A 23,058-nucleotide genomic window follows, 5' to 3' on the forward strand; every position below is an offset into this window, starting at 1 on the left:
TAAAAAAAGCTGAATTGCAATAATTCAGCTTTTAATTTATTCAAAAATACTACATTTTTACAATGTAGCCGGTTCTACCCATTTAAAGATATAGGACTCTTGAGGAATCACGATTCTTTCCGAAATTTTAGCCATTCTAGCAGGTAATTTCATTAAATAATCTCTTGCTTTTTCGGCTTCGTCTGTTAAACCTGAAATTTTATCAATTTGCCATTTATCGATTAGCTTTTGCATGATCTCTACATAATCATTGGCGGTATAAACTCCAATTCGTTGTGCTGAATCCGAAAAATTTTCAAATGCTGAACTGATCTGTTGTCCTGATTCTCTTAAGAAATGCGCAGGCATTACTATTTTTTGTTTCATCATGTATTGAAACGCTAACATCATTTCGCTTGGATCTACTTGGAAAATTCGATTCACAAATTCGCTATACGCATGGTGGTGACGCATCTCGTCTCCAGCAATCATTTTACACATTTTAGACAATTTATTGTCTCCGTATTTTTTAGCAATTTGTGATACTCTATTGTGTGAAACATAAGTAGCTAACTCTTGAAAACTAGTATATACAAAATTTTTATACGGGTCTCTTCCAGTACCAATATCAAATCCATCATTAATTAAATGTTGAGTTGTAATTTCAACCTCACGCATGTTCACACGACCCGACAAATACAAGTATTTATTTAACATGTCTCCGTGGCGGTTTTCTTCTCCTGTCCATTGACGAATCCAGCTAGACCAGCCGTTTCTTTCTAAATTATTAACCCCTTCAACTTCCATCAACCAAGACTCATAGGTAGGCAATGCTTCCTCTGTAATGGTATCTCCTACCATGGCTACCCAAAAATCATAGGGTAAATCTTTAGCAATTTCTCTCAGTTCTTTTACTTCTTCAAAAAAGTTTTCACTTTGTGAATCAGGTAAAAAATCAGTGGGTTGCCAAATGTTTTCTACTGGAATTAAGTACTGTTCTACGAAGCTATCCACGTTTTTTTCCAAAAACTGCATCACTTCTAAACGAATGTTTTTAATTGACATTTTTTTATATTATTAAATTTGTATTCCTTCTAATACTGCTTTTTCAGCTTTTTCGACAATTTCTTCAAATGTATGTTCACTCACTTGTAATGGCGGATGAATGGTAAATTTGAGGCGGTTACCTAAACCCATTGGGAAAGCACCAAATCGAACCATCTTCCATGAATTGTTGATGGTAATTGGGACCACATAAGCAGAAGGGGCGTACTTACATAATATTTTCAATCCGCTTTGCGCGAACGGTTTTGGTTTTCCGGTTTTGCTTCGGGTTCCTTCCGGAAAAATGACTGCAGAACGGGTGTTTTTTTCAATATATTCAGACAATCCTTTGATAACAGGAATAGCTTGTTTAGGGTCTTTTCGGTCAATTAAAACAGAGCCTCCGTGATTCAAATTGTAGGACACGCTTGGAATTCCTTTTCCCAATTCTTTCTTGCTCACAAACTTGCAATGAAAGTCTCTCAAGTACCAAATCATAGCCACTATATCATACAAACTCTGATGATTGGCTACAAAAATTACGGGTACTTTCTTTGGAATAAGTTCCGTATTTTCAAACTCATAACTCGTTCCTAAAAGATTGGTACAACGCACTAAAAACAGGTTTAATACATCGACACTTTTTTTATGTGCTTGGTAACCAAAAACGTTGAAGCATACCCATTGAATTGGATGAAAAACAACCAAACAAAGTCCAAAACACAAATAGTAAATAATGGAAAGAGGATACGAAATTAGTTTTTGCATGCATGAAAAATGAATGACAAAAGTACGAAATTAATTTTTAGGGCTATTTAAATCCTCCAGAATTACGCCTGTTTAGCGTTTAATTGTACCTTTGAGAACTAAATTAAGTGGTATTTTTTCCTAAAATGAATTTCAATTATCCAAAAAACGAAAAACTAAAAAGCAAGATCACTATCGGATTATTATTTTCCGAAGGGAAATCCGTATCCAAATACCCCTTGCGATTAGTCTATCATTCGGGTAACTTGGGAGACAAACAGCTTTTAAAAGTTGGCGTATCGGTGTCTAAAAAATACTTCAAAAAAGCGGTTGATCGCAATTATTTCAAGCGTGTTTTACGCGAGACCTACCGACTCAATCAACATTTGCTCAAAGACCAACTTCATCAGCCGTATGCGTTAATGTTTTTTTACCAAAGCAAAGACCGCTTGTCTTTTGAAGAAATAAATACCAAAACCATTCAATTAATTGAGAAATTTTTAGCTCAAATAAATGCTGTTTCAAAGGAAGAGCAAAAGTAAAATAGTGAAAATGTAATGGAAAAGCTACTCAAAATAGTGTTTTTACTACTGTTTCTTAACGGGATTGCTCAAGAAAAAATTACGCAAAACGTGTATTTTGATTTTGATGTAGACCTGCTTAAAGAACCACAAAAAGACCTGCTTTGTGATTTTTTTCAAAAAATAGACAGCAGTCAAATACATTCGGTTCGTGTATTTGGGTACTGTGATGATCGCGGCACTGCTTCTTACAATTTTAATTTGTCTGACCGAAGGGTAACTACTGTTGAAAAAATCTTACTCAACCTGGGATTGAATCCGAAGAAACTAATTGCATTAGAAGGCAAAGGAAGAATTCTGATTAACATAGACTCTGAACCTGATTTAAATCAAACCCGCTCCAAAAATCGTAGAGTAGAAGTTGTGATAGAACAAATTATACCTGAATTTTTCATGGGAATTCCCCGCTTATTTTCTGATTTTCATTTGCCGCATCAAAAAGGAGATCGAATCTATTTAGAAAATGTTCGGTTTGGAGTGGGAAGTAGTTATTTGGATTTGAAGTCAAGAGCTATTTTAGACAAAATTGTCGTTTTTTTGAAGACCAATCCGTATATAGAATTTGAGGTACAAGGACATGTTTGCTGTACTCCAAAAAAATTTTCGGATGCAATTGACAAGGATACCAAAGAAAGAAAATTATCGTATAACAGAGCCAAAGCCGTTTATCGCTATTTAGTAATGAGAAAGATTGATCCTTCGCGTATGACTTTTAAAGGGTTTGGCAATCAATTCCCTATTGGCAAAGAACCCGAACTAGACCGACGTGTAGAATTGGTAATCACCAAATGTTAATGGCTTTTCTCCATTTGAATGTGCGGAATATCGTCTTCTAAATACATTTCACTGGTTTGCACAAATCCATGGCTTTCGTAGAATTTTTTCAAATAGAGTTGGGCACCAATGGTGATCTCTGTCTCTCCATAATTTTCAAAAACTCCAGCTATGGCTTGACGCATTAATTCATGACCCCATTTTTTGTCTCTGTGTTTTGCATCGACAGTTACACGACCAATGGAAGCATGAATGAATGAAATTCCGGGTTTAAATAGTCGAGCATGTGCTACAATTTTACCATCAAACGTTCCAAAAAGATGCAATGCTTTTTGGTCTTTGCCATCCAAATCAAGATACACACAGTTTTGCTCTACTACAAAGATTTCACTTCGCAAGCGAAGGATATCATACAATTCGTGTACAGAAAGTGATTCAAAAGATTTAATCGTCCATTCTAATGCCATGAAATTTATTTTTTATTTGGGGTAAATGTATTGTTTTTAAGTACATGAACCGAATGCATAATTGCATCTAATTCATGCATGACGTCTCTTTTTTCTTTAGAAGGCGAATAACAAAATCCTTCTAAAACTACCAATCGTTTATTAATAGAATCCACTATAGTGTAATTGATAAACGGTCCCGACATATAATCGTTTTGCAGTTGCCAAGTACCTCTGGTTTCATACGCCAATAGGTTGTCAAGAGTAGATGTGAAGAAATAGGGAGTATACCCTTTTTCCCTTATCATATAAGAATTAGGCTCTGTTCCTTGAACAAACTTTCCAATAGAATCTCTCATGCTAAGAATAGCAACCGCTGTATTGGATTTAATAATGGTATTCATCGGAACTTGATACACTAACAAGCTACTACTTCCGCTTATTATTTTTTTCTTTAACCAAACAAAATTTGGTTTAACCAACACCTGCTCAAAATCAGATGGAACTTGAATGCTAATTTGAAATCGGTTCTTAATCGATGCCGTTGGAAGAAGTGATTTTTGTTGTATTCGTTGGTTTTCAGTAATTTCCCCTTTTTTAATTTGAAGAATTATTTGGGGAGAATGTTGTTCTAATAACTGCACTATATCGGCTGTGGTTTTTCCAGAAATATGAAACACATTTTGTGGAGAAGCGTATTGGTTCTTCTTGATTTCGAACTTATTTATTGCCTCTTTTTTAATAACAAGAATTGATCGAGTATCTCTAGCAAAACCCTCTAATAATGAAACGGGATATTGATTGATAGTAAAAAGAGGTTCTTCTTGAGGGAGTCCTAGTACTGGTGCGGCAAATTTATTTCGTATGCTATCGCCAATTTCTCCGTTCCACAATTGGTCATCAATAATCACAGCAATTGTATTGATTTTTCCAGTTGTTTTAAGAGCTATTCCAGCTTCTTTCTTAAAACAAGAAACTAAAAAAACCGAAAGAAATAGACATAAGAAAAGGGCCTTATTCATGATTTTCAGCTTATGAAATAAACCCCAAATTTAGATTGATTCATCGAATTATCCGTTAATTTTTAATTTCATTCCCGGTTTTAATTCTTCACTTTTAATATTGTTCCATTTCTTTAAATCAGCAATAGTTACTCCTGGGTATTTTTTTGAAATGCTATACAATGAATCTCCTTTTTTAACATAGTACTCAACCTCTTTACTGGTAGGGTTACTATAATCATCTTTCTTTTTAAAACTAGCTACTGAAGCTTTATTGGTTACAATCGCAATTTCATTTTTGGCAACAATTATAGAGCTTCCTAAAGCAATTGCATTCGAAGTCAAATTATTCCATTGCTTCAAATCCTCTAAAGTTGCTCCAAATTTCTTAGCGATATTGCTTAAATTATCTCCTTTTTGCACCATGTATTGAATGTCTTTTCTTTCAGGAGTCACTATGGCAACTTCTTCCTTATTAGTTGGATTTTTCACTACTTGAAGAGCCATTCCTAACGGAAGGTTTTTAGTAGTCAACTTGTTCCAATCTTGTATATCAGCGACAGTAACATTGAATTTTTTGGCAATGTTACTTAAATTATCTCCTTTTTGAACGACGTAGAATGAAGCTGTTGAACTAGCCAAACTGTCTTTCTGAATTCCTTTTTTGTCGATTTCAACCTTGGCTATAGCCGAAGATTTTTCCTCAGCTTCAACTCCGTTAATTTTAAGGTTCTTGCCGTAAGCAACTTTGTTTCCTTTGATATTATTCCATTTTTTTAGATCGTCAACGGCAACATCATATTTCTGTGCAATGGTGCTTAAATTGTCTCCCCGTTTCACTCGATAATAGCGCACTTTAGCTTGTGCCAATCGCTGAAATGTATTCACAGAATCTTGAGATACAATTGGTCGAACAATTTGAAATGGTCGTTCTCTTAAGTTGGCCTCTCTATCAACATAGGCATAAATCTTCGATTCGTTTGAAGTAAAAACTGCCATCTTATCTTGAGGCAATCTCAAAAAATGGGTTTGGTCTTTGTACGCTGGAACGATATTTAGTTTGTATGACGGATTCAAAATTTGCAATTGAGCCACTGGAATATCAATCAATTCAGAAATTTGTTTGAACGACATTTGTCTTTTGATCATTACTGTATCAGTAGCAAATTGCTTGATCGGCGCTCTTTCTGGTTTAATTCCGTGTTCTTTATGGTATTCATAAATGTACATGGTTGCTAGAAATGCGGGCAAATAGCCTTGGGTTTCTTTAGGTAAATTTTTACGGATGTTCCAATAATTTTGTTGCCCTCCAGAACGGCGAATCGCTTTTGCCACATTTCCTGGTCCAGAGTTATAAGATGCCAAAACCAAGTCCCAATCGCCAAAAATAGCGTACATGTTTTTCATGTATTGAGCAGCGGCTTCACTTGCTTTTAAAGGATCGCTTCTTTCGTCAACATACGAATCGATTTTCAATCCGTACTGTTTTCCAGTTTGATACATAAATTGCCAAAGTCCTGTTGCTCCTACTCTAGAAACCGCTTTAGGGTTTAATGCCGACTCAACCACGGCTAAATATTTAATTTCAAGAGGAACATTTTGTTTGTCAAAAGCCTCTTCGAATAAAGGAAAATAATATTCGGAAACCGCCATTAAACGTTCAAAAGAACGTTTTCTATTTTTTAAAAAGGACTTGATGATGTTTTCTAAACCTTGGTTGTATTCAATATGAAAAGGCGACTTCTCGTCCATTTCCTGAAGTCTGGCTTTTAATAATTCAGTAGGTAACTCGTAATCTACTTGAACATCCATATTGATATTTTGAATATCATCGGATAGGTTGTTGAAGATGTCTAAATTAGACAATTCCTTTAACCACAAACTGTCTACACAGGCAGCTAAATCGTCTTTAACAAATGTTTTTTTGATAGAATCTAAGTACGTAAGCTTTATTTCTGCTTTAGGAGTCCCTGTTTTTTCAACCGATTCTTGCGCAAATAGCGAGAACGATAAAAGGAGAAAAAAAGGAAGTATAAGGAGTTTTATTTTCATAGTTCTTGTAATCAAGGGGCTAAATTCCAAACGATTATAACAATCATTTTTACAAACTTACTAGGTTCAAACTGAAAAATTACTTAAATATTGTTAAAAAATCAGTTTTGATAGTATTTTTGGGGTTTTTTGATTGTTTTTTGTAAAAAAAGTCAGCACTTAAGACTAAAAAAGAAAACCTTAGCTCAAATTTATTTCGCTAAGGTTTTCAGTATAATTTGGTTCAAGTTCATTTAACTTGATTATGATTTAAATTGCTTATTCTAAAATAGCAGCAATTCCTGGTAATACTCTACCTTCTAACATTTCTAACATGGCACCTCCTCCAGTTGAAACATAACTTACTTTATCTTCAAAACCAAATTGTTTTACAGCCGCAACTGAATCGCCTCCACCTACAAGTGAGAATGCTCCGTTTGCGGTTGATTCAGCTATGAATTCTCCTAAAGCGATAGTTCCTTTAGCAAAAGTTGGCATTTCAAAAACCCCTAGAGGTCCGTTCCAAAGAATTGTTTTAGACTCTAAAATTACTTTTTTGAAGTTTTCTAATGACTTAGGCCCTGCGTCCATTCCTTCCCATCCGTCAGGAATTGCTCTTACGTCAACTACTTGCGTATTGGCGTCATTTGAGAATTTATCTCCGGCAACCACATCCACTGGAATGTGAATTTGAACTCCTTTTTCTTTAGCTAAACGCAAAATTTCTAGAGCTAATTCTTGTTTGTCGTCTTCACAAATAGAATCTCCAATTTTTCCACCTAACGCTTTTACAAAAGTAAAGGTCATTCCACCACCAATAATCATGTGGTCTACTTTGTCTAAAATATTTTCGATCACCGTAATTTTGGAAGATACTTTAGATCCTCCAAGAACTGCAGTTACTGGTTTTACACTGTTCTTTAATACTTTGTTTAAGCTTTCAATTTCTTTAGCAAGCAAAGTTCCAAAACATTTGTCATTTGGGAAAAATTGCGCAATGATGGTCGTCGAAGCGTGTGCGCGGTGTGCGGTTCCAAAAGCATCGTTAACATAAATATCTCCTAATGAAGCTAATTCTTTAGCGAAAGCCAGATCTCCGGCTTCTTCTTCCGCATGAAAACGTAAGTTTTCTAACAATAAAACTTCTCCTGATTGTAATTTTTCTGAGGCAGCTTTGGCTTCAGCTCCAACACAATTTGCAGCAAATTGAACCGGTACCCCTAAAATAGCCGAAGCTGTTTTTAAGATGTGTTTCAAAGAATATTTTTCCTCAACTCCTTTTGGACGACCTAAATGCGACATTAAAATAACGCTTCCACCGTCAGCCAAAATTTTATCAATTGTTGGTTTTGCAGCTTCAATACGTGTTGCATCTGTTACATTGAAATTTTCATCCAAAGGCACGTTAAAATCAACGCGAATGATTGCTTTTTTATTTTTAAAATTAAAATCGTTTACCGTTTTCATTGTATCTGTTTTTTAGTTTTTCTGAAAGAGAAACAAAGATAGAACTTTTCGTGTTGTGACAAATTCTGAAAAGCGATAAAAAATCAGATTTTCTTAACGAAATCGTTGTAAATTAAATAATATGCTATTTTTTATTCTCTTTTTTTTAAAAAATTGAACTTTAATTGTGATTTTAGTTTTGGGTGCAAACACAATTGCTACTACCTTGAGAAAAATCAAAACCTAAAGTTAGCATATGAGTACCTGAATTATAAGCGGCAAATGGGTTCAAGTCAACTTGATACGAATAACCAAAATAGAAATTGGCTTTTTTAAATCCGACCATGGGACTAATTGTAAACGGTTTAAAAAGTTGATTGTTTGTGAAACGATAGCCAATCCCGCCCCAATAATAATTGCCAAAAGTAGCGTGTCGCCTAAATTTTATATTAAAATCAGTTGTTGAAGGGTGTAATTCGGAAAATAACTGATAATAAATAGAAGGTTCGATTTCGACATTGGAATTATTCTTTATTAGATAACCCAAATAGAGTTGGTAATTGATACTCAAACTCGGTTTACTATTTAAATTATTGGTTCGAGTACTGGGTAATAAATTAGTTTTAATAACACTCCAATAGAAAGCCCGATTTCGATATAAAAGTCCAACATCAAAATTTGAATTAAAGGTAGTCCTATTGTCATTAATACTTGGGTCAATAGAAGGAATTTCGTAGGTGGTTTCGAATTGATTAATGTCAATTATAAAACGATTGATGTGGTAAGAAAGTCCAAAAGACAAATACTGTTTGGTGCTATAATCTAAAATAATATGATGGGCAAAAGTGAGCTTGGCTCCCATCTGAAAGGTATTGCCATTGCTGTCGTTGAAAAATGAAAACCCTATTCCTGAACGGTTATTTATTCTGAAATCAGTAAACAACGATTGGGTTTTTGGCGCGTCTTTGATTCCTACCCATTGTGTTAACCCGTTGACGCGTAGTCGCAAATTATCGCCAATTCCAGCAAATGTTGGCGACAAAACAAAAGGGTTGTCTGACAAATATTGTGAGGTAACAGGCGGATATAATTCTTGGCTAAAGCCAAAAAAAGACACGAACAGCAAACAAAAAACTACTATAATTTTCATCTCTATTTAATTTAAAAATTATCTATATAGTGTAAAATGCCCTACAAATTCTCTATCGTCTTTAGAATTATTGAGTTTCAATAGGTACCAATAATCCCCAGAAGGGAGAGGTACTCCTTGATGACTTCCGTCCCAAGATTGTCCTTGACGAAAAGTGCCTAATTCATGTCCATAACGATCATAAAGGGAAAAAACTAAATTGGTATAATTAGTACTGCACCCTGGAGCCCAAGTGTCATTGAGTCCATCTCCATTTGGGGTGAAATAATTCGGTGTGCAAAGGTCTATGTAATTGAATTTTTGAGAAACGGATGCGGTACATCCATTTGCGTCTTGAACAGTTACCAAGAAATCTTGGGTCGTATAATAAATATAACTTGGAATATCATCGTAATATTCGCCTTCAAAAGTGAATGTATAATTCCCAACACCTCCTGTTGGCAAAGCCATAATTTCGTTTATTCCACCGGATTTTAAACTCAAGCCCAATGGCGCAAGATCATTAATAATAATCCGCTTCGAGAAAGCGGGAGAACAATTATTGCTTTCTGCCTTAATGCTATAATTCCCAGCGCCAAGATTGGTAAATACTCCCGAAGTTTGAAATGGACGTAGGGTGTTGCTTAATTCATCCACTAAACTATAGCGATATATTCCTACTCCCCCTGAAGCTTTAGCGGTAATGGTTGCAGTAGTTTCGCCATTGCATTTAATAGTAGCTAATGATTCGTCTACCTCCACGAATAATCCTGGAATCGAATCAATCCTGATTTCATTCGATTTAGAACGACATCCTTTGCTATCTTTTACATAAATAGTATACGAGCCAATCCCTGCTTCAATTTCTTCGGGGGAATTCAATATAGTTTTATTAAAAACAATACCGTCGCTACCGAAAGTATAACCCGGATTGCCTCCATTAACAACTAATTCTAAAAGGGGCGGAACACTACAATTCAAAGGTGTTTTAATAGTTAAATTGACAACTAACGGTTCGGGTTCCAAAATTGTAATAGTACCTGTTGCTGTACAACCTCTTTCTGAAATTACATCTACGGTATAACTGCCTGCTTTTAACCCTAAAAAAAGTGGCGATACCTGAAAATGAATTTTGTCAATACTGTATTTATATGTTGAGCTGTCATTAGTGGAACTATTTGAATAATCAATATGAACCGTTATGGAGCCGTCGTTTCCCCCATTACAACTTACATCTGTAGCGGTTAATTTCAAACCTGCAATTGGGGTTGCGGATTCTAGTTTGACTTCTATTTCATCAAAGCATCCAGTTGTTTTGTCTTGGACTCTAAATCTAAAACTTCCCGAAGAAAGAGCAGTAAAGACTGGATTAGTAGTGGGTAATTTGCCAATTATTTGGTATTCCAAATTAGCGGAGCCTCCTTTGGTTGCTAATTCAATTTTTCCATCATCTGAGGTACAGCTTGGCTGAGAGATGGATGCTGTTGAAAGTGCTAAAGGCGAAAAAATACTAATTGTCTGAGCACTTTCACATCCGTTACTGTCTTTTAGAGTGAGGGAATACTCCCCAGAATTTTGATTAGAAAGAGTGTAGGGTAAAGTAATAGTTTGAAAAACACTCCCATTTATACTTAAAAAATAAGGCGGAATTCCTGGTTGGGTAGCTGCTAGTTGTAATTCGAAATTTCCTTCAGGAACACATCGGTTGGCTAGGGTTAAAAGCGTTTTTGGGACGGAATCTTTAGTAATTGTTTTAATTGTTGATACTACAACTCCCAGCCTGTCTTTTGCAAATAGGACATAGGTTCCTTCAGCAATACTAAATGTATTGGAAGTTGACCAAGAACCTATTGGAGTTGGCGGCGGGGGCGGTATTGGAGAACTGCCTGGGGGTATTGCTTGTACAATTTGATATTGATATGGGGCCAGCCCATCCTTGGCTTCTGCCAAGAGGATTCCTTTTTGATTGCAATTGGCATTTTGCAGCACTTGAGCAGTGATGGTGAATGAAGGTAAACTAGTTCCTGTTTGTGCTTGAAGTGTCTTTGTCATTGGCAAAGCCAAAAACAAAAAAGCACAAAAATACTTTTGTGATGATGTTATCATGGGATGGGGGCTTAAATAAATTCTATTATATAGTGCTAATTTGAAAGGAAAATTGGGGATTAATAGCCTTTCAAAGGGAGTTTAAAATAATAGAATACTTCTTTTGGGAATTTCTTTTTTTGGTTCCAAAATAGTAGCAAAAGGAACAAAAAAAGCGAACAGATAAGGGATACTTGTGCTTTCATACGTTATGTTTTATGTTGTAATACAATCTTGAAATGGGTGGGTAACTCCATTTAATTTAATAAAAGTAGGCTTTTTTTTGAAATGGAGTTTCTAGCTCTTCAAAAAGTTGCTATTAGGGTAGTCTTAAATCTTTTGGGCGATAACTAACAGCATAAAAGTTTAGAACCTAAAATTGTTGACTCTCTCATTTTCTGCTATCTTTGCTTTATGCAATTTTCAGAAATTTTAGGGCAGGAACACATCAAAAGTCATTTGACGAAAAGTGCCGATTTAGGTCGGATTCCGCATGCCCAATTATTTGTAGGCCCCGAAGGAAGCGGAACGCTATCTATGGCTATTGCTTATGCGCAATATATTTTGTGTAGCAATGCCCATGGAGAAAACGGCGGGCAAAACGAATCCTGCAATATCAAGTTTGATAAATTGTCGCATCCCGATTTGCATTTTGTGTATCCCACAGTATCGACAGAGGATGTAAAAACCAAACCCAAAAGCATCGATTTTATTGGAGATTGGAGAAACTTTGTTGGCCACAATCCCTATGGAAGTTTATTTGATTGGTATACTGTTTTAGGTGTTAATAACAAACAAGGAGAAATTAGGGTAGATGATGCCCAAGAAATTCTAAAGTCTTTAGCCTTAAAATCGTACGAAGGAGGATATAAAATTATGATCGTTTGGATGGCCGATAAAATGAACATCGCTGCCTCAAATAAATTACTAAAACTACTTGAAGAACCGCCTGAAAAAACAATTTTTATACTGATTTCAGAACAAGAAGAAGATATCATTCAAACCATCCGTTCCCGTTGTCAAGTGTTGCATTTTGGCGGTTTGCCTGAACGTTCAATTGCTGAAGCTTTGGTAGCCAATAAACAAATAGAGCCTCAACAAGCTGCTATTATTGCACATCAAGCACAAGGCAATTATAACAAAGCTTTGCATTTAGCACAAAACGATGAGGATGAATATCCGTTTGACGAATGGTTTGTGACCTGGGTTCGCGCTGCATTTCAAGCCAAAGGAAATGCTTCGGCTATTCAGGACTTAATTCAGTGGAGTGAACAAATCGCTGGTTTAGGAAGAGAAACACAAAAGAAGTTCCTAGAATTTTGCATCGAAATGTTTCGTCAAGCCTTGTTGTTGAATTATGAAAGTCCGAGTTTAGTCTATCTAGAGCCAAAGGTCGAAAAATTCAAATTAGCTAATTTTGCTCCTTTTGTTACTGGAAATAATATTCATGATATTTTCAAAGAATTATCTGATGCGATGTATCATATAGAACGCAACGGAAATGCCAAAATTATCCTAACCGACTTATCCATCAAATTAACTCGTTTAATCCATAAAAAATAAAGACTATGAATAATGTTGCATCCATCTTGATTTTAGTTTTTTTGACGATTACCTTTTTACAATCTGGTTACGATAAAATCTTTTATTGGAAAGATAATGTCGAATGGTTAAAAGGGCATTTTGCTAAAACCCAATTGAAAAATCATGTGCCGTTAGCACTTTTACATGTTTTGGTTTTAGAGTTACTTTCTACCATTTTGTGTGCTGTTGGCGCTATCGAATTACTACTGAATAGCGGAAGAACTTTTGGCTATTATGGCGCTGTTTTTTCATGCATTACCTTGTTAATGCTTTTAGTAGGACAACGATTAGCAAAAGATTACGACGGAGCAAGAACCATTGTGATCTATTTTATTCCTGCAGTAATGGCTGTATATTGGCTTAACTAAACCTTCATGATGACACCTAAACATCCTTCAGAATCCTTAACGGTTTTAACTGACTTGGTTTTGCCTAGTGAAACCAATCATTTGAATAATCTTTTTGGCGGCGAATTATTGGCCCGAATGGACCGCGCAGCAAGTATTGCAGCACAACGTCATTCTAGAAATATTTGTGTTACTGCATCGGTGAATCATGTAGCCTTTACCAAAGCAATTCCTTTGGGAAGTGTCGTAACGGTTGAAGCTAAAGTTTCCCGTTCGTTCAATAGTTCGATGGAAATTTATATCGATGTTTGGATTGAAGACCGTTCTTCTGGCAACAAAACCAAAACCATGGAAGCTATTTACACTTTTGTAGCGGTTGATGCCACTGGTAAACCTGTTGAGGTGCCGCCAATTGTTCCCCAAACTGAATTAGAACAACAGCGTTATGATGCGGCATTGAGACGTAAACAATTAAGTTTAGTCTTGGCTGGCAAAATGAAACCTAGCGAAGCGACTGAATTAAAAGCATTGTTTATAGGAGAATAAATAAAATTCCTACATTTGCCTAAATACCATTTGTTAATGTTGTTATACGTTTCCATATTTACCATTTTATTGTCGCTGATTCTGTTGTTTAACAATTGGAAATTAAATAAGAATGCCATCTATCTTGCGCTATTTTTAATTAGTTCTTCTATGTATGGGATCGCACATTATTTTGTGCTTTATGGAAAATCTCCTTTTTGGCTCGCTATTTTCTATAATCATTTTACACCACTAATGTTGTTGCTGGGTCCTTTACTATTTTTCTATGTTAGAGGTACTTTAAACGATACTTCAATATTAAAAAAATCAGATGCTTTTCATTTTATTCCTGCTGTAATTCATCTTATCGGAATTGTTCCATACAGCTTACAATCGTTCGCTACAAAAACCCAAATAGCATCCCGAATTATTCAAAACGTTGATACTATCTTAGACATTAACACCAATTATTTTTACAGTACAACGGTGAATTTTATTATTCGGCCTGTATTGCTTTTAGTATATATTTTATACTGTATGTATCTCATTTGGAAGCGTTTTGCTGCAAAAAACGTTGATCAAAATATCCCTAAAAAACAATTATTAATTAGTTTTCGTTGGTTGATCATTTTAATTATGAGTTTGTTTTTTATTGTGTTTGAATTCTTAATTATCACCTTCAATTCAGTACAACAAAAGCCAAGTGTTGGGCTTGTCAATACCTATCCATTGTATATTTTATCAGGAGCGGCGTATTGTATTATGTCATTTTCACTACTATTATTTCCCAATATTTTATATGGTTTCCCTAAACGGGTTGTGGTAAAAAAAGAAACGGTAAAAAAACAAAAACCATCTTCTGAATCACATACTAAGACAGTTGAAGTCCATGAAGACGATCCGTTCTTTGAATTGTCTGAAAGCATCCAAGCCTATTTACAAAAAGAAAGGCCCTATTTAAATGCTGATTTTTCTATAAGTGATATTGCCTTGGCCATGCATGTTCCGCAAAACCATGTTGCGTATTGCATTAACTCCCTAATGCAAACTAAATTTGCTACCCTAAAGTCCGACTTACGAATTGACTATGCTGTGGAATTACTTTCAGGAAATCTAAATGAATCTTTCACTATTGAAGGCATAGCAAAACAATCTGGTTTTAAAACTAGAGCCAGTTTTTATGGCGCGTTTAAAGAAAAAATTGGCATGACGCCTACGGAATATATTGCTGAACAACACAAATAAAAAAACCTCTATTTTCATAGAGGTTTTTTTATTGCTACTTGTGATTAAAATCGAAATTGCAATAGTATTTCGTTAGTATTTCTAGCTGCTGCTAATGTGGGTTGGGTACTCATCTCGTAAGCAAAGCCAAACAAAAAACGTTTGCTCAATCGAATCGTACTCATAGCTGCATAGGCTTTATCGGTTCTATACATCCCGCCAATCTCGAAGTTTTTTTCTATTTGTAACATCGCTGTCAAATCTAAAGATACTGGTGCGCCACTTACATAACGCAACATCGCTGATGGCTTTAATACCAAAGATGAAAACTCACCATTCAATGGAATATCATAGCCACCACTCAAATAAATATGCGGCCTGTCCGTTTTTACACTTGCATATCCTGCGTCGTTTGTTGCTCTCTTGGTGTTCAATAATCTTGGGATAGATAACGAAACATACAGAGCGCCTTCTTTATACAATGCTCCAACACCTAAATTAGGATTGAACGTATTGATTGAACCTAGTGCTGGATCAGACTGTAAGTTATACGTTTCTAATCCTGTTGTGTTCACATTGTAGGTATTACCTCCCGCTTTGATTCCAAAATACACATCGGCTGTCTCACTCATTTTTAACTTGTACGAGAAGTCAACGGTCACATAGGTTTGTTTTTCAACGAACGTTTGATCATGTATAACGGTCATACCAAAACCTACATTTTTTCCTAGATATGTCCCAAAAGAAACAGTTTGAGTCTCTGGAGCTTCTGCAACTCCTGTCCATTGTTTTCTAAGTGAACTCGTTGCTATTGTCATACTATCAACCCCTACATAAGCCGGATTGACTAAATTCATGTGTTGACGGTAAAACGATATTACACTCTCTTGTTGTGCCATTACAGCACTACTTGTTAAAAGTAGTGCTATGGCTAATATGTTGTGAATCTTTTTCATTATGATATATGTTATTTTAATGATTGTGGATTATTGTGTGATATATAACCATCCTTGGGCATCAATACTACCATCGCCTCCTAAATCTATTTGGTAGAAATAAGACCCCGAGGTTGGAAGTTTTTCACTATTATCTTTGTAATGACCGGTCCAATTGTTTTGATAATCATTAGAATAGAATACTTCTTTACCCCAGCGGTTAAACACACGAACTATTGAACCTGGATGATTTCCTAAGTTATAAATAACCCAAGTATCATTAACCCCGTCTCCGTTTGGAGTGATGGCTTGAGATACATTTATTTCAAGAGTATCACAAACATCTCCTTTCCCATCTCTATCTCTGTCAGCTTGATCAGAATTGGCGTTTAATGGACAATTGTCAACTGTATCTAAAACACCATCATTGTCATCGTCATTGTCACAAACATCTCCTTTTCCGTCTTGATCATTATCTGCTTGATTAGCATTTGGTGTCAATGGACAATTATCTCGGTTATCAGGAATTCCATCGCCATCTGTATCCGTAATTAAAGGGTTTGTACCCAATGATGCTTCAACTCCATCTGATAAGCCGTCACCATCAGTATCTGCTAATAAAGGATTTAAGCCTAATGTCTTTTCTATTAAGTTAGTAAGTCCATCACCATCACAGTCCGCAGAATTCCAAGCTGAACTTGGAGTTACTGTTTGGTGTGCTAAAACAAATTGACACACATTAACTCCTGAGGTACCATCCGTTTTTTCAGTTCCGTCTTTTACCCCATCACCATCAGTATCTGCTTTTAATGGGTCGGTACCGTCTAATTTCTCTTGGGCGTTGGTTACACCATCCCCATCACAGTCCGCTGAATTCCAAGCTGAACTTGGAGCGATAGTTTGATGTGATAAAACAAATTCACAAGCGTTAGTTCGACTAGTGCCATCCAAAATTTCTTGAGGATCTAAAACCCCGTCTCCATCGGTATCTCCTACTAATGGGTCAGTATTGTTCAGGATTTCTTGTCTGTTTGTTGTTCCGTCTCCATCGCAATCAGCTGCATTCCAAGCCGAACTTGTTGCTACTGTTTGATGTGCTAAAACAAATTTACAGAAGTCTTTTGCGTCGGTTCCGTCTGTTTTTTCTGTACCGTCTATTACTCCGTCTCCGTCGGTGTCAGCTTTTAAGGGATCGGTACCGTCCGTTAATTCTTGTGCATTAGTCACTCCGTCATTATCACAATCCGCTGTGTTCCAAGCTGAACTTGTGGTTACTGTTTGATGTGCTAAAACAAATTTACAGAAGTCTTTTTCGTCAGTACCATCTGCTTTTTCTGTAGCGTCTAATACACCATCTCCATCACTTTCTATATCCAATCTGTTAGGGATTCCATCTCCGTCTGTGTCGATATCCGCACACGCATTTGAATTTACGATTCCCGCTATTCCAAGTGAAAAGTTGCAATAAAATTCAGTTGCACGACCTGTAAACGAAATCTCTGAAACGTTTCCTGAAAAAGAAATGGTTCCTGTACCTTCATTTCCAACTAAAACCTGAGTGGTAGTTCCCACGGGAGCGCCTGTAAAATTTCCATTCGAATTCAATACTTTACCAGGTAAAGAAAGATCTAATGTTCTATTTAATGAGTTGATGAAAAAACGCGGATTGTTAACTGGTTGATCAAACACAAACTTGTGTTCTCCTAAGGTGTTACTTCTAAAAGTACTTAAATTAGGATTTCCACTCGGCTGCGGAGACCAATTTGAGATACCTCCATAAGGAGCGTCATTTTGAAGTAATATAGAATTACTTGTATTGGTTACCGTTACATTAACAGGATTTCCTGGAACATTAATAACTCCTCTCAATACTCCATTCGAATAGGAATTCCATTGTACAAAATAGAATGTGCTTGGAGTAAGTGATTGACTTACTGCAGTACTAGCTGAACAGTCTTGTTCTTGATAATCCAATAATCCGTCATTATCATCGTCTGTATCTGTTGAATCTAGAATTCCATCTCCGTCAGAATCTTGGTCAATAATTAAATTAAAACTTGCTGTACTTGTTCCTGCGGCATTCGTCGCTGTAATTGTAAACGAAGTAGTGGCCATCGTTCCTGTTGGGCGACCTGATATTTCTCCTGTAACAGCATTAATACTTACTCCATTTGGTAAGGCAGGCGAAATAGTAAAGGTGGCTGTTCCTCCCGTGTTTTGTGGGGTAATGGCCGTTAAATTACTATTAGGTGTTCCTGCGTAATTGGACTGTGGCAAACTAATGTTTGGTGGTGTTAATGTTTGAATATTAGTGTTGGTTACACTTGCTGCTGGATTTCCAAATGCATTTTGGTAACTCAATGTAATATTATAAGTAGTAAATGGTATAGCTCCACCCGAATTCACATTTGAAGCAGAAGTAATAACTGGATTGCTTCCTATTGCATAGGTGAAACTAGCAGAAGTACTATTGTTCATCGTCCAAACTATAGGTGTCCCTCCCCCAGTTGGAGTAAAGGTTAATCGTACCGATCCTGCAGTTGGAGTTTCTGGTAAGGTATAACTAATTTGAAACGTTGTAGAATTTGTAGAATTTGTTGCAGGGGAATTTAGCACAGGTACTATTGTAATTCCTGGAACAACTGCTATTGTTTTAGTAGCTGAAGTTACCACGCATGGATCATTTGTCATGCCTCCAAACTCAACAATATAACCCTGAATACCATTAGATGATAATGGATAATCATTCCATTTTCCATCCAATAAAAAGTGTGCATAATCTTCTCCTGAACCCCAATCGTTTGGCTCACCTGAACCCCAATTATTGTACAATCCTCCAACTACACTACCATTACTTCTTCCTTGCCAAAACTGAGTTCCAGCCTCTGGCCCTGTCATCCATTTCCAAACATCTTCTGTTTGACTGTCAGCGGCTCCCATCCAACCTTGTCCTTGTATTTTAGATACAATAAACTGGTTTTCAGCAGCACTTGTTACAGTAGCTAAATAGCCTTGTTTTCCAAAGAAACTTAATTGTTCTGCCGCTGTTTTAGCAGCAGTCCAAGAAATTCCAGAAGCGTTAATAAATTGATAGAAGTGATTGTTTGAACTTAGTGGTAAAGCAGCCCCCAAGTTAAATGTAATCGTTCTGTTTAGAGCACTGTTAGAATTCGAATTGAATTTTACCTCGCGATAAATAGCTTGCAATTCAGCAGCTGTTAAACTTCCAGTAAAAGTTAACACTCCGGAAGAAGCATTGTAATTTTGTGTTACGCCAGCAGGCAAAGCCCTTGTGTAAGACAATACATCACCCGAAGCAAAACCTGAACTTATCATAACCAATGCACCATCAATAGCGGTTGAATTGGTTACAGAAATTTGACTATCAATTACTGAAGCTGTTCTCGCTTGTAAACTTGGAACTGCTGAACTAGTCACAATTCGATCTTGTGTTGCTTCAACATCAAATGTTGCTGTGGCAAATGTACCTGATGCATCTGTAACTGTAATAGTTACTGTCGATGAGCCAATAACACCCGTAGCAGTAGTGTAATTCATTGTTCTAGCTCCAGTTGTCCCTGAGAAGCTAATATTTGCAACTGGCAATAAAGTTGTATTGGATGAAGTCACACTAAGAATTAAATTCGCCACCGCTGTCTCTGTATCTGAAATTACAAAATTAACAGATGCTGGTGTTCCTGTAGAACACGCAATTTGATTAGAGATGGATGAGATGGTAGGACGTGCGTTTACCGTTACAGTATAAGTTGTCGATTGTCCACAATACGTATACGTAATCACTGATGTTCCGCCTGCAACTCCAGTTACTAATCCTGAGGTATTTACAGTAGCAACTGATGGTGTACCTGATGACCATGTTCCTCCACTCAGTACATGAGATAACTGAGTCGTTCCACCTATTGTAAGTCCATTTACCCCTGTGATTTGTGCAAAATATCCAGCAACAAAGTTACTTGTTGTGCCAGTTTTTGTAAGATTAGAAAGTGTTCCATTATTTGCTGAAGTCGTTGAGTCAAACAAAGATGTAATACTTACATTATTTCCTCCAGCTATTCCTTGGTTGAATTGATAGTAGTCTACTAAACCAGCTTCATTTCCAGCTAAAATGGTATTCATTCCAGCTGCAATTTCGGCAGCTGAACGTGACGTATTCCAAAAACGCAATTCGTCTAACAAACCAGCATAGTAATTATCTACACGCCCAAGATCATAGGGATGAGTAACATTAACCGCTGTTGGAGCAAGTGCTGTATGCACTAAACTTCCGTTTACATATACTTTAAATGCGGTACCTTCTTTCACGATCGCTATATGAGACCAAACGTTCTGAAGAATATGGGCATTGGGAGTTACAAAACCAAAATCAGCTAAAGTATTGTCTTCCCATGCTGATAAATGTATTTTACCGCTCATTAAATACAATGAAGGTATTCTTGAATTGTTACTTACGGGTTGTTTCCCCAAAATTGCATGCCATTGTCCATCAAAATTCGAACTATCCGGTTTAACCCATACTTCTATGGTAAAAGCTGTAGCTCCATCTTGAATTGACTGACTGCTTAAATTTACAATATCATTCACCCCGTCAAAATGCAGAGCGTTATTGGTTACAGCACTGACTGCTGTTCTTGTACTAGCACAACTATTGGCATTTACTGCTTGAGCAAAATAGGTCGTTCCTGCAACAAGAGCTGTTGAGTTGGCTAAAGCCGTTCCTCCTGTGGATGCAGCATACCATTCAATCGTTTCTCCTGTTCCCGCACTCGCTTGTAAACTTGCTAAGCTACTTCCACCAAGACAAAACAATTGTGAAGCAGTTGCTATAGGGGCAGTTGGTAAGGCATTTAGCGTTCCTGTCACCGCCACATTTTGAGAGGCTGCTCCTGAAACTACAGTTATATTCCCACCCGGAGTTCCTGTTGCCGATGCTGCTAGTCTAACATAAACCGTAGTAGCTGCAAGAGTTCCTGAAGCGTTAATGGTAACAGTAGCGCCATAAGCAGAACCACTTGTTAAAGAAACTTCATATCCTGAAGGTGCAGTAACCGTAACGTTAGAGGCTAAATCAGTTCCTGAAACCGTAAACGATTGTTCTGTAGAAGCTGAACCTTGACAAGCAGTGAAAGCCGATAAACTAGAAACAGAATTTGTTATTACAGGAGTCGCAACAGAAACAGATGTAAAAGTAACGGTTGCGGTTGCGGTCGCGGTTGTTCCATTAATGCTAAACCCTAAAGTCGCAGTTCCTGCAGTACTGCTACTAGTTAAAGTAACCGTATACGTACCGTTATTGTTATCTATTACATTGCCTAATGTACCCGAAGTTGTAGTAACTACTACAGTACCTCCAGTTGTAGTTAAATTTGTATTCGTATTGTCTTTTAACTGAATTGTAATTGTAGATGTGGTTGTCCCATCTGCTTGAATGCTAGTTGGATTCGCAGAAATAGTTGATTTTGTAGGATCAGCAGCAATTGGTACTGCTCCACAAAGAGAAATTGTAGGCGTGTTAGTACAATCAAATGAAGTAACATTTCCAGTACTATCTGTAGCTTCACCCATTGAACCGTTGGTTCTATGTCCTACATAACAAAATTGAGCTGAACCTTCTTTTACATAAACTAAAGTATGCCCACCTAATTCCGTAAAAATAGCTTTATCTGTTCCAGATACAAAACCATTTGGAAAACCAGGATCGAAAGTAGTTCCTGCGTTTGAAGAGGTTCCTCTACCAATTAACCATCCGTCATTTTCACCCCAACTATATAAGTTCCCTGAGGAAGTGATTGCAGCAACACCTGCTAATTTGCCGTTGTGCTCTTGCGTACTTATAAAGCTTATATTAGTGAAAAAATCATTAGCCGTTACTGACTTCTTAGCTTTTGCCCAAGTAAGTCTATCTGTTGTTGTAAAATCGCCACACTGTCTTAATGAATTATCTCCTAATGCATATAGCGTCCCAGAGTTAGATAATAAAAATAGGGTGTTTTTTGTTGTTCCAGTTTGCGACCCAGTAATACCAATCATTTTTGGAATATTACTTGATGTAAATTCAGAAGGAATTGTCATTAAAGTAGCATAGTTTTTACTTGTAACCCCAGTTCCATCTCCTAAAAATGTAGTAGACCCCCAAGTGTATACTCCACCTGTAGAAGTGAGTGCCATCATAGCGCTGGTAGTGCTATCAGTAACTTGACCTCTTATGGCTACGACATTCGTCAAAAAAGTACTAGAATTTATTTTTACTTTATGCCAAGTAGTTGATGATAAAGCCGAACCATCGCCTTGTAGATTGGCATCAGCTAATGCTAAAACCCATACATTACCATTTGCTACCAAAGACAACATATTATATGAAGCAAATAACATAGTTACATCTGAAGGATTAACTCCTGTAGGTAATTTAGTGTTTGCATCACCACCTGAAGGTGTACTAATAAGGCCAAAGCCAGTTGTTGATTTAAGTGTAGTTGACAAAACACCCTGAGCATTAGCAGATCCTGTAGCACCCCAGGCATACAAACCTGTTGTAGTTAAAACAATATACTGATCTTTCCCACCTCCACCAATTCCACCAATGGTTGTATACAATACAGTGCCAGTTAAGCCACTATAATTTGTTGAATTTAAGGGTAATGGTGGATTAGCAACATCAGAGGTTCCGTTGGAACCAATATCTTGACCCCAAGCTAAAACATCTCCATTAGAACTCATGGCTAATGAAGCATGGTAACCACTCACTATTTTATCGTATTTTCTGTTTACGTCACATTGTGCAAAAGCACTAGACTGGGATAATAAAAATAACATCCCCAAAAAGTGGATCTTTAACATCTTTTTCAAAGTTAAAATTGATGTTGGAAAATAATTTTCTTTTCTGTTTTTCATAGTAATGAAATAAAAATTAAAATAATATTAAAGATGCGATAGGGCATACACATCTAATTTTAAAGAAAAGGGATTCATAAACTAACAAAATTGAGGGTATAAACAATTGTTAATTTTTGTGGACAAATTTACTAATGATTTGTTCAATTGTAATATATTTTCTATTCAACATTGTCCAATAAATTCAAAAACAAGACATAATGGTAAAAAATAGTATTTTATCACCGTTTTAGATTCAAAAATTCACAAAAAAATTCTCTTGTCGGTTCGA

The 23,058-nt window shown here is 36.4% G+C and carries 16 protein-coding genes; 6 read left to right on the forward strand and 10 right to left on the reverse strand.

Annotated features, from left to right (window positions below; translation table 11 throughout):
- Window positions 1-57: 57 nt before the first annotated feature.
- Window positions 58-1,044, reverse strand: coding sequence for an acyl-ACP desaturase (locus LPC21_RS02595; protein ID WP_229317952.1), 987 nt, complete (start codon window positions 1,042-1,044; stop codon window positions 58-60).
- A 12-nt stretch (window positions 1,045-1,056) separates the two neighbouring features.
- The gene (locus LPC21_RS02600; RefSeq protein ID WP_229317953.1) at window positions 1,057-1,791 is read right to left on the reverse strand and encodes a lysophospholipid acyltransferase family protein; all 735 of its coding nucleotides are present in this window, start codon (window positions 1,789-1,791) and stop codon (window positions 1,057-1,059) included.
- A 125-nt stretch (window positions 1,792-1,916) separates the two neighbouring features.
- On the opposite strand from LPC21_RS02600, the gene rnpA reads away from it, so the two are divergent.
- A complete protein-coding gene (gene rnpA, locus LPC21_RS02605) occupies window positions 1,917-2,312 on the forward strand; it encodes a ribonuclease P protein component (RefSeq protein WP_229317954.1) in 396 nt (131 codons plus the stop codon).
- A gap of 15 nt (window positions 2,313-2,327) precedes the next feature.
- The gene (locus LPC21_RS02610) at window positions 2,328-3,146 is read left to right on the forward strand and encodes an OmpA family protein (protein WP_229317955.1); all 819 of its coding nucleotides are present in this window, start codon (window positions 2,328-2,330) and stop codon (window positions 3,144-3,146) included.
- Here LPC21_RS02610 and LPC21_RS02615 read toward each other — a convergent pair.
- The 6 genes from LPC21_RS02615 to LPC21_RS02640 form a co-directional block, all read right to left on the reverse strand.
- Entirely contained in the window at window positions 3,143-3,592 is a 450-nt protein-coding gene (locus LPC21_RS02615; RefSeq protein ID WP_229317956.1) for a GNAT family N-acetyltransferase, read from the reverse strand. The genes LPC21_RS02610 and LPC21_RS02615 overlap by 4 nt on opposite strands.
- A 5-nt stretch (window positions 3,593-3,597) precedes the next feature.
- Window positions 3,598-4,593, reverse strand: coding sequence for a DUF4837 family protein (locus LPC21_RS02620; RefSeq protein WP_229317957.1), 996 nt, complete (start codon window positions 4,591-4,593; stop codon window positions 3,598-3,600).
- A 48-nt stretch (window positions 4,594-4,641) separates the two neighbouring features.
- A complete protein-coding gene (locus tag LPC21_RS02625) occupies window positions 4,642-6,624 on the reverse strand; it encodes a LysM peptidoglycan-binding domain-containing protein (protein ID WP_229317958.1) in 1,983 nt (660 codons plus the stop codon).
- Window positions 6,625-6,882: 258 nt separating this feature from the next.
- On the reverse strand, window positions 6,883-8,070 hold the full coding sequence (locus LPC21_RS02630) for a phosphoglycerate kinase (protein WP_229317959.1): 1,188 nt from the start codon (window positions 8,068-8,070) through the stop codon (window positions 6,883-6,885).
- A 172-nt stretch (window positions 8,071-8,242) separates the two neighbouring features.
- Window positions 8,243-9,199, reverse strand: coding sequence for a PorP/SprF family type IX secretion system membrane protein (locus tag LPC21_RS02635; protein WP_229317960.1), 957 nt, complete (start codon window positions 9,197-9,199; stop codon window positions 8,243-8,245).
- 18 nt (window positions 9,200-9,217) lie between these two features.
- Window positions 9,218-11,284 (reverse strand): T9SS type B sorting domain-containing protein, encoded by a 2,067-nt coding sequence (locus LPC21_RS02640; protein ID WP_229317961.1) that lies wholly within the window; start codon window positions 11,282-11,284, stop codon window positions 9,218-9,220.
- Window positions 11,285-11,677: 393 nt separating this feature from the next.
- Between LPC21_RS02640 and LPC21_RS02645 the strand changes: the two genes are divergently transcribed.
- The 4 genes from LPC21_RS02645 (at window position 11,678) to LPC21_RS02660 (ending at window position 14,964) form a co-directional block, all read left to right on the forward strand.
- Entirely contained in the window at window positions 11,678-12,826 is a 1,149-nt protein-coding gene (locus tag LPC21_RS02645; protein WP_229317962.1) for a DNA polymerase III subunit, read from the forward strand.
- A 5-nt stretch (window positions 12,827-12,831) separates the two neighbouring features.
- Window positions 12,832-13,215, forward strand: coding sequence for a DoxX family protein (locus LPC21_RS02650; protein WP_229317963.1), 384 nt, complete (start codon window positions 12,832-12,834; stop codon window positions 13,213-13,215).
- A gap of 9 nt (window positions 13,216-13,224) precedes the next feature.
- Window positions 13,225-13,740 (forward strand): acyl-CoA thioesterase, encoded by a 516-nt coding sequence (locus LPC21_RS02655; protein ID WP_229318531.1) that lies wholly within the window; start codon window positions 13,225-13,227, stop codon window positions 13,738-13,740.
- Window positions 13,741-13,890: 150 nt separating this feature from the next.
- Window positions 13,891-14,964, forward strand: a complete 1,074-nt coding sequence (locus tag LPC21_RS02660) for a helix-turn-helix domain-containing protein (RefSeq protein WP_229317964.1) — start codon at window positions 13,891-13,893, stop codon at window positions 14,962-14,964.
- A 44-nt stretch (window positions 14,965-15,008) separates the two neighbouring features.
- Here the strand turns inward: LPC21_RS02660 and LPC21_RS02665 are convergent, their stop codons facing one another.
- A complete protein-coding gene (locus tag LPC21_RS02665) occupies window positions 15,009-15,899 on the reverse strand; it encodes a PorP/SprF family type IX secretion system membrane protein (RefSeq protein WP_229317965.1) in 891 nt (296 codons plus the stop codon).
- Between the two features lie 30 nt (window positions 15,900-15,929).
- Entirely contained in the window at window positions 15,930-22,733 is a 6,804-nt protein-coding gene (locus LPC21_RS02670) for an invasin domain 3-containing protein (protein ID WP_229317966.1), read from the reverse strand.
- Window positions 22,734-23,058 lie beyond the last annotated feature (325 nt).

Origin of the sequence: Flavobacterium ammoniigenes, assembly GCF_020886055.1 — a bacterium.
Lineage (GTDB): Bacteria > Bacteroidota > Bacteroidia > Flavobacteriales > Flavobacteriaceae > Flavobacterium > Flavobacterium ammoniigenes.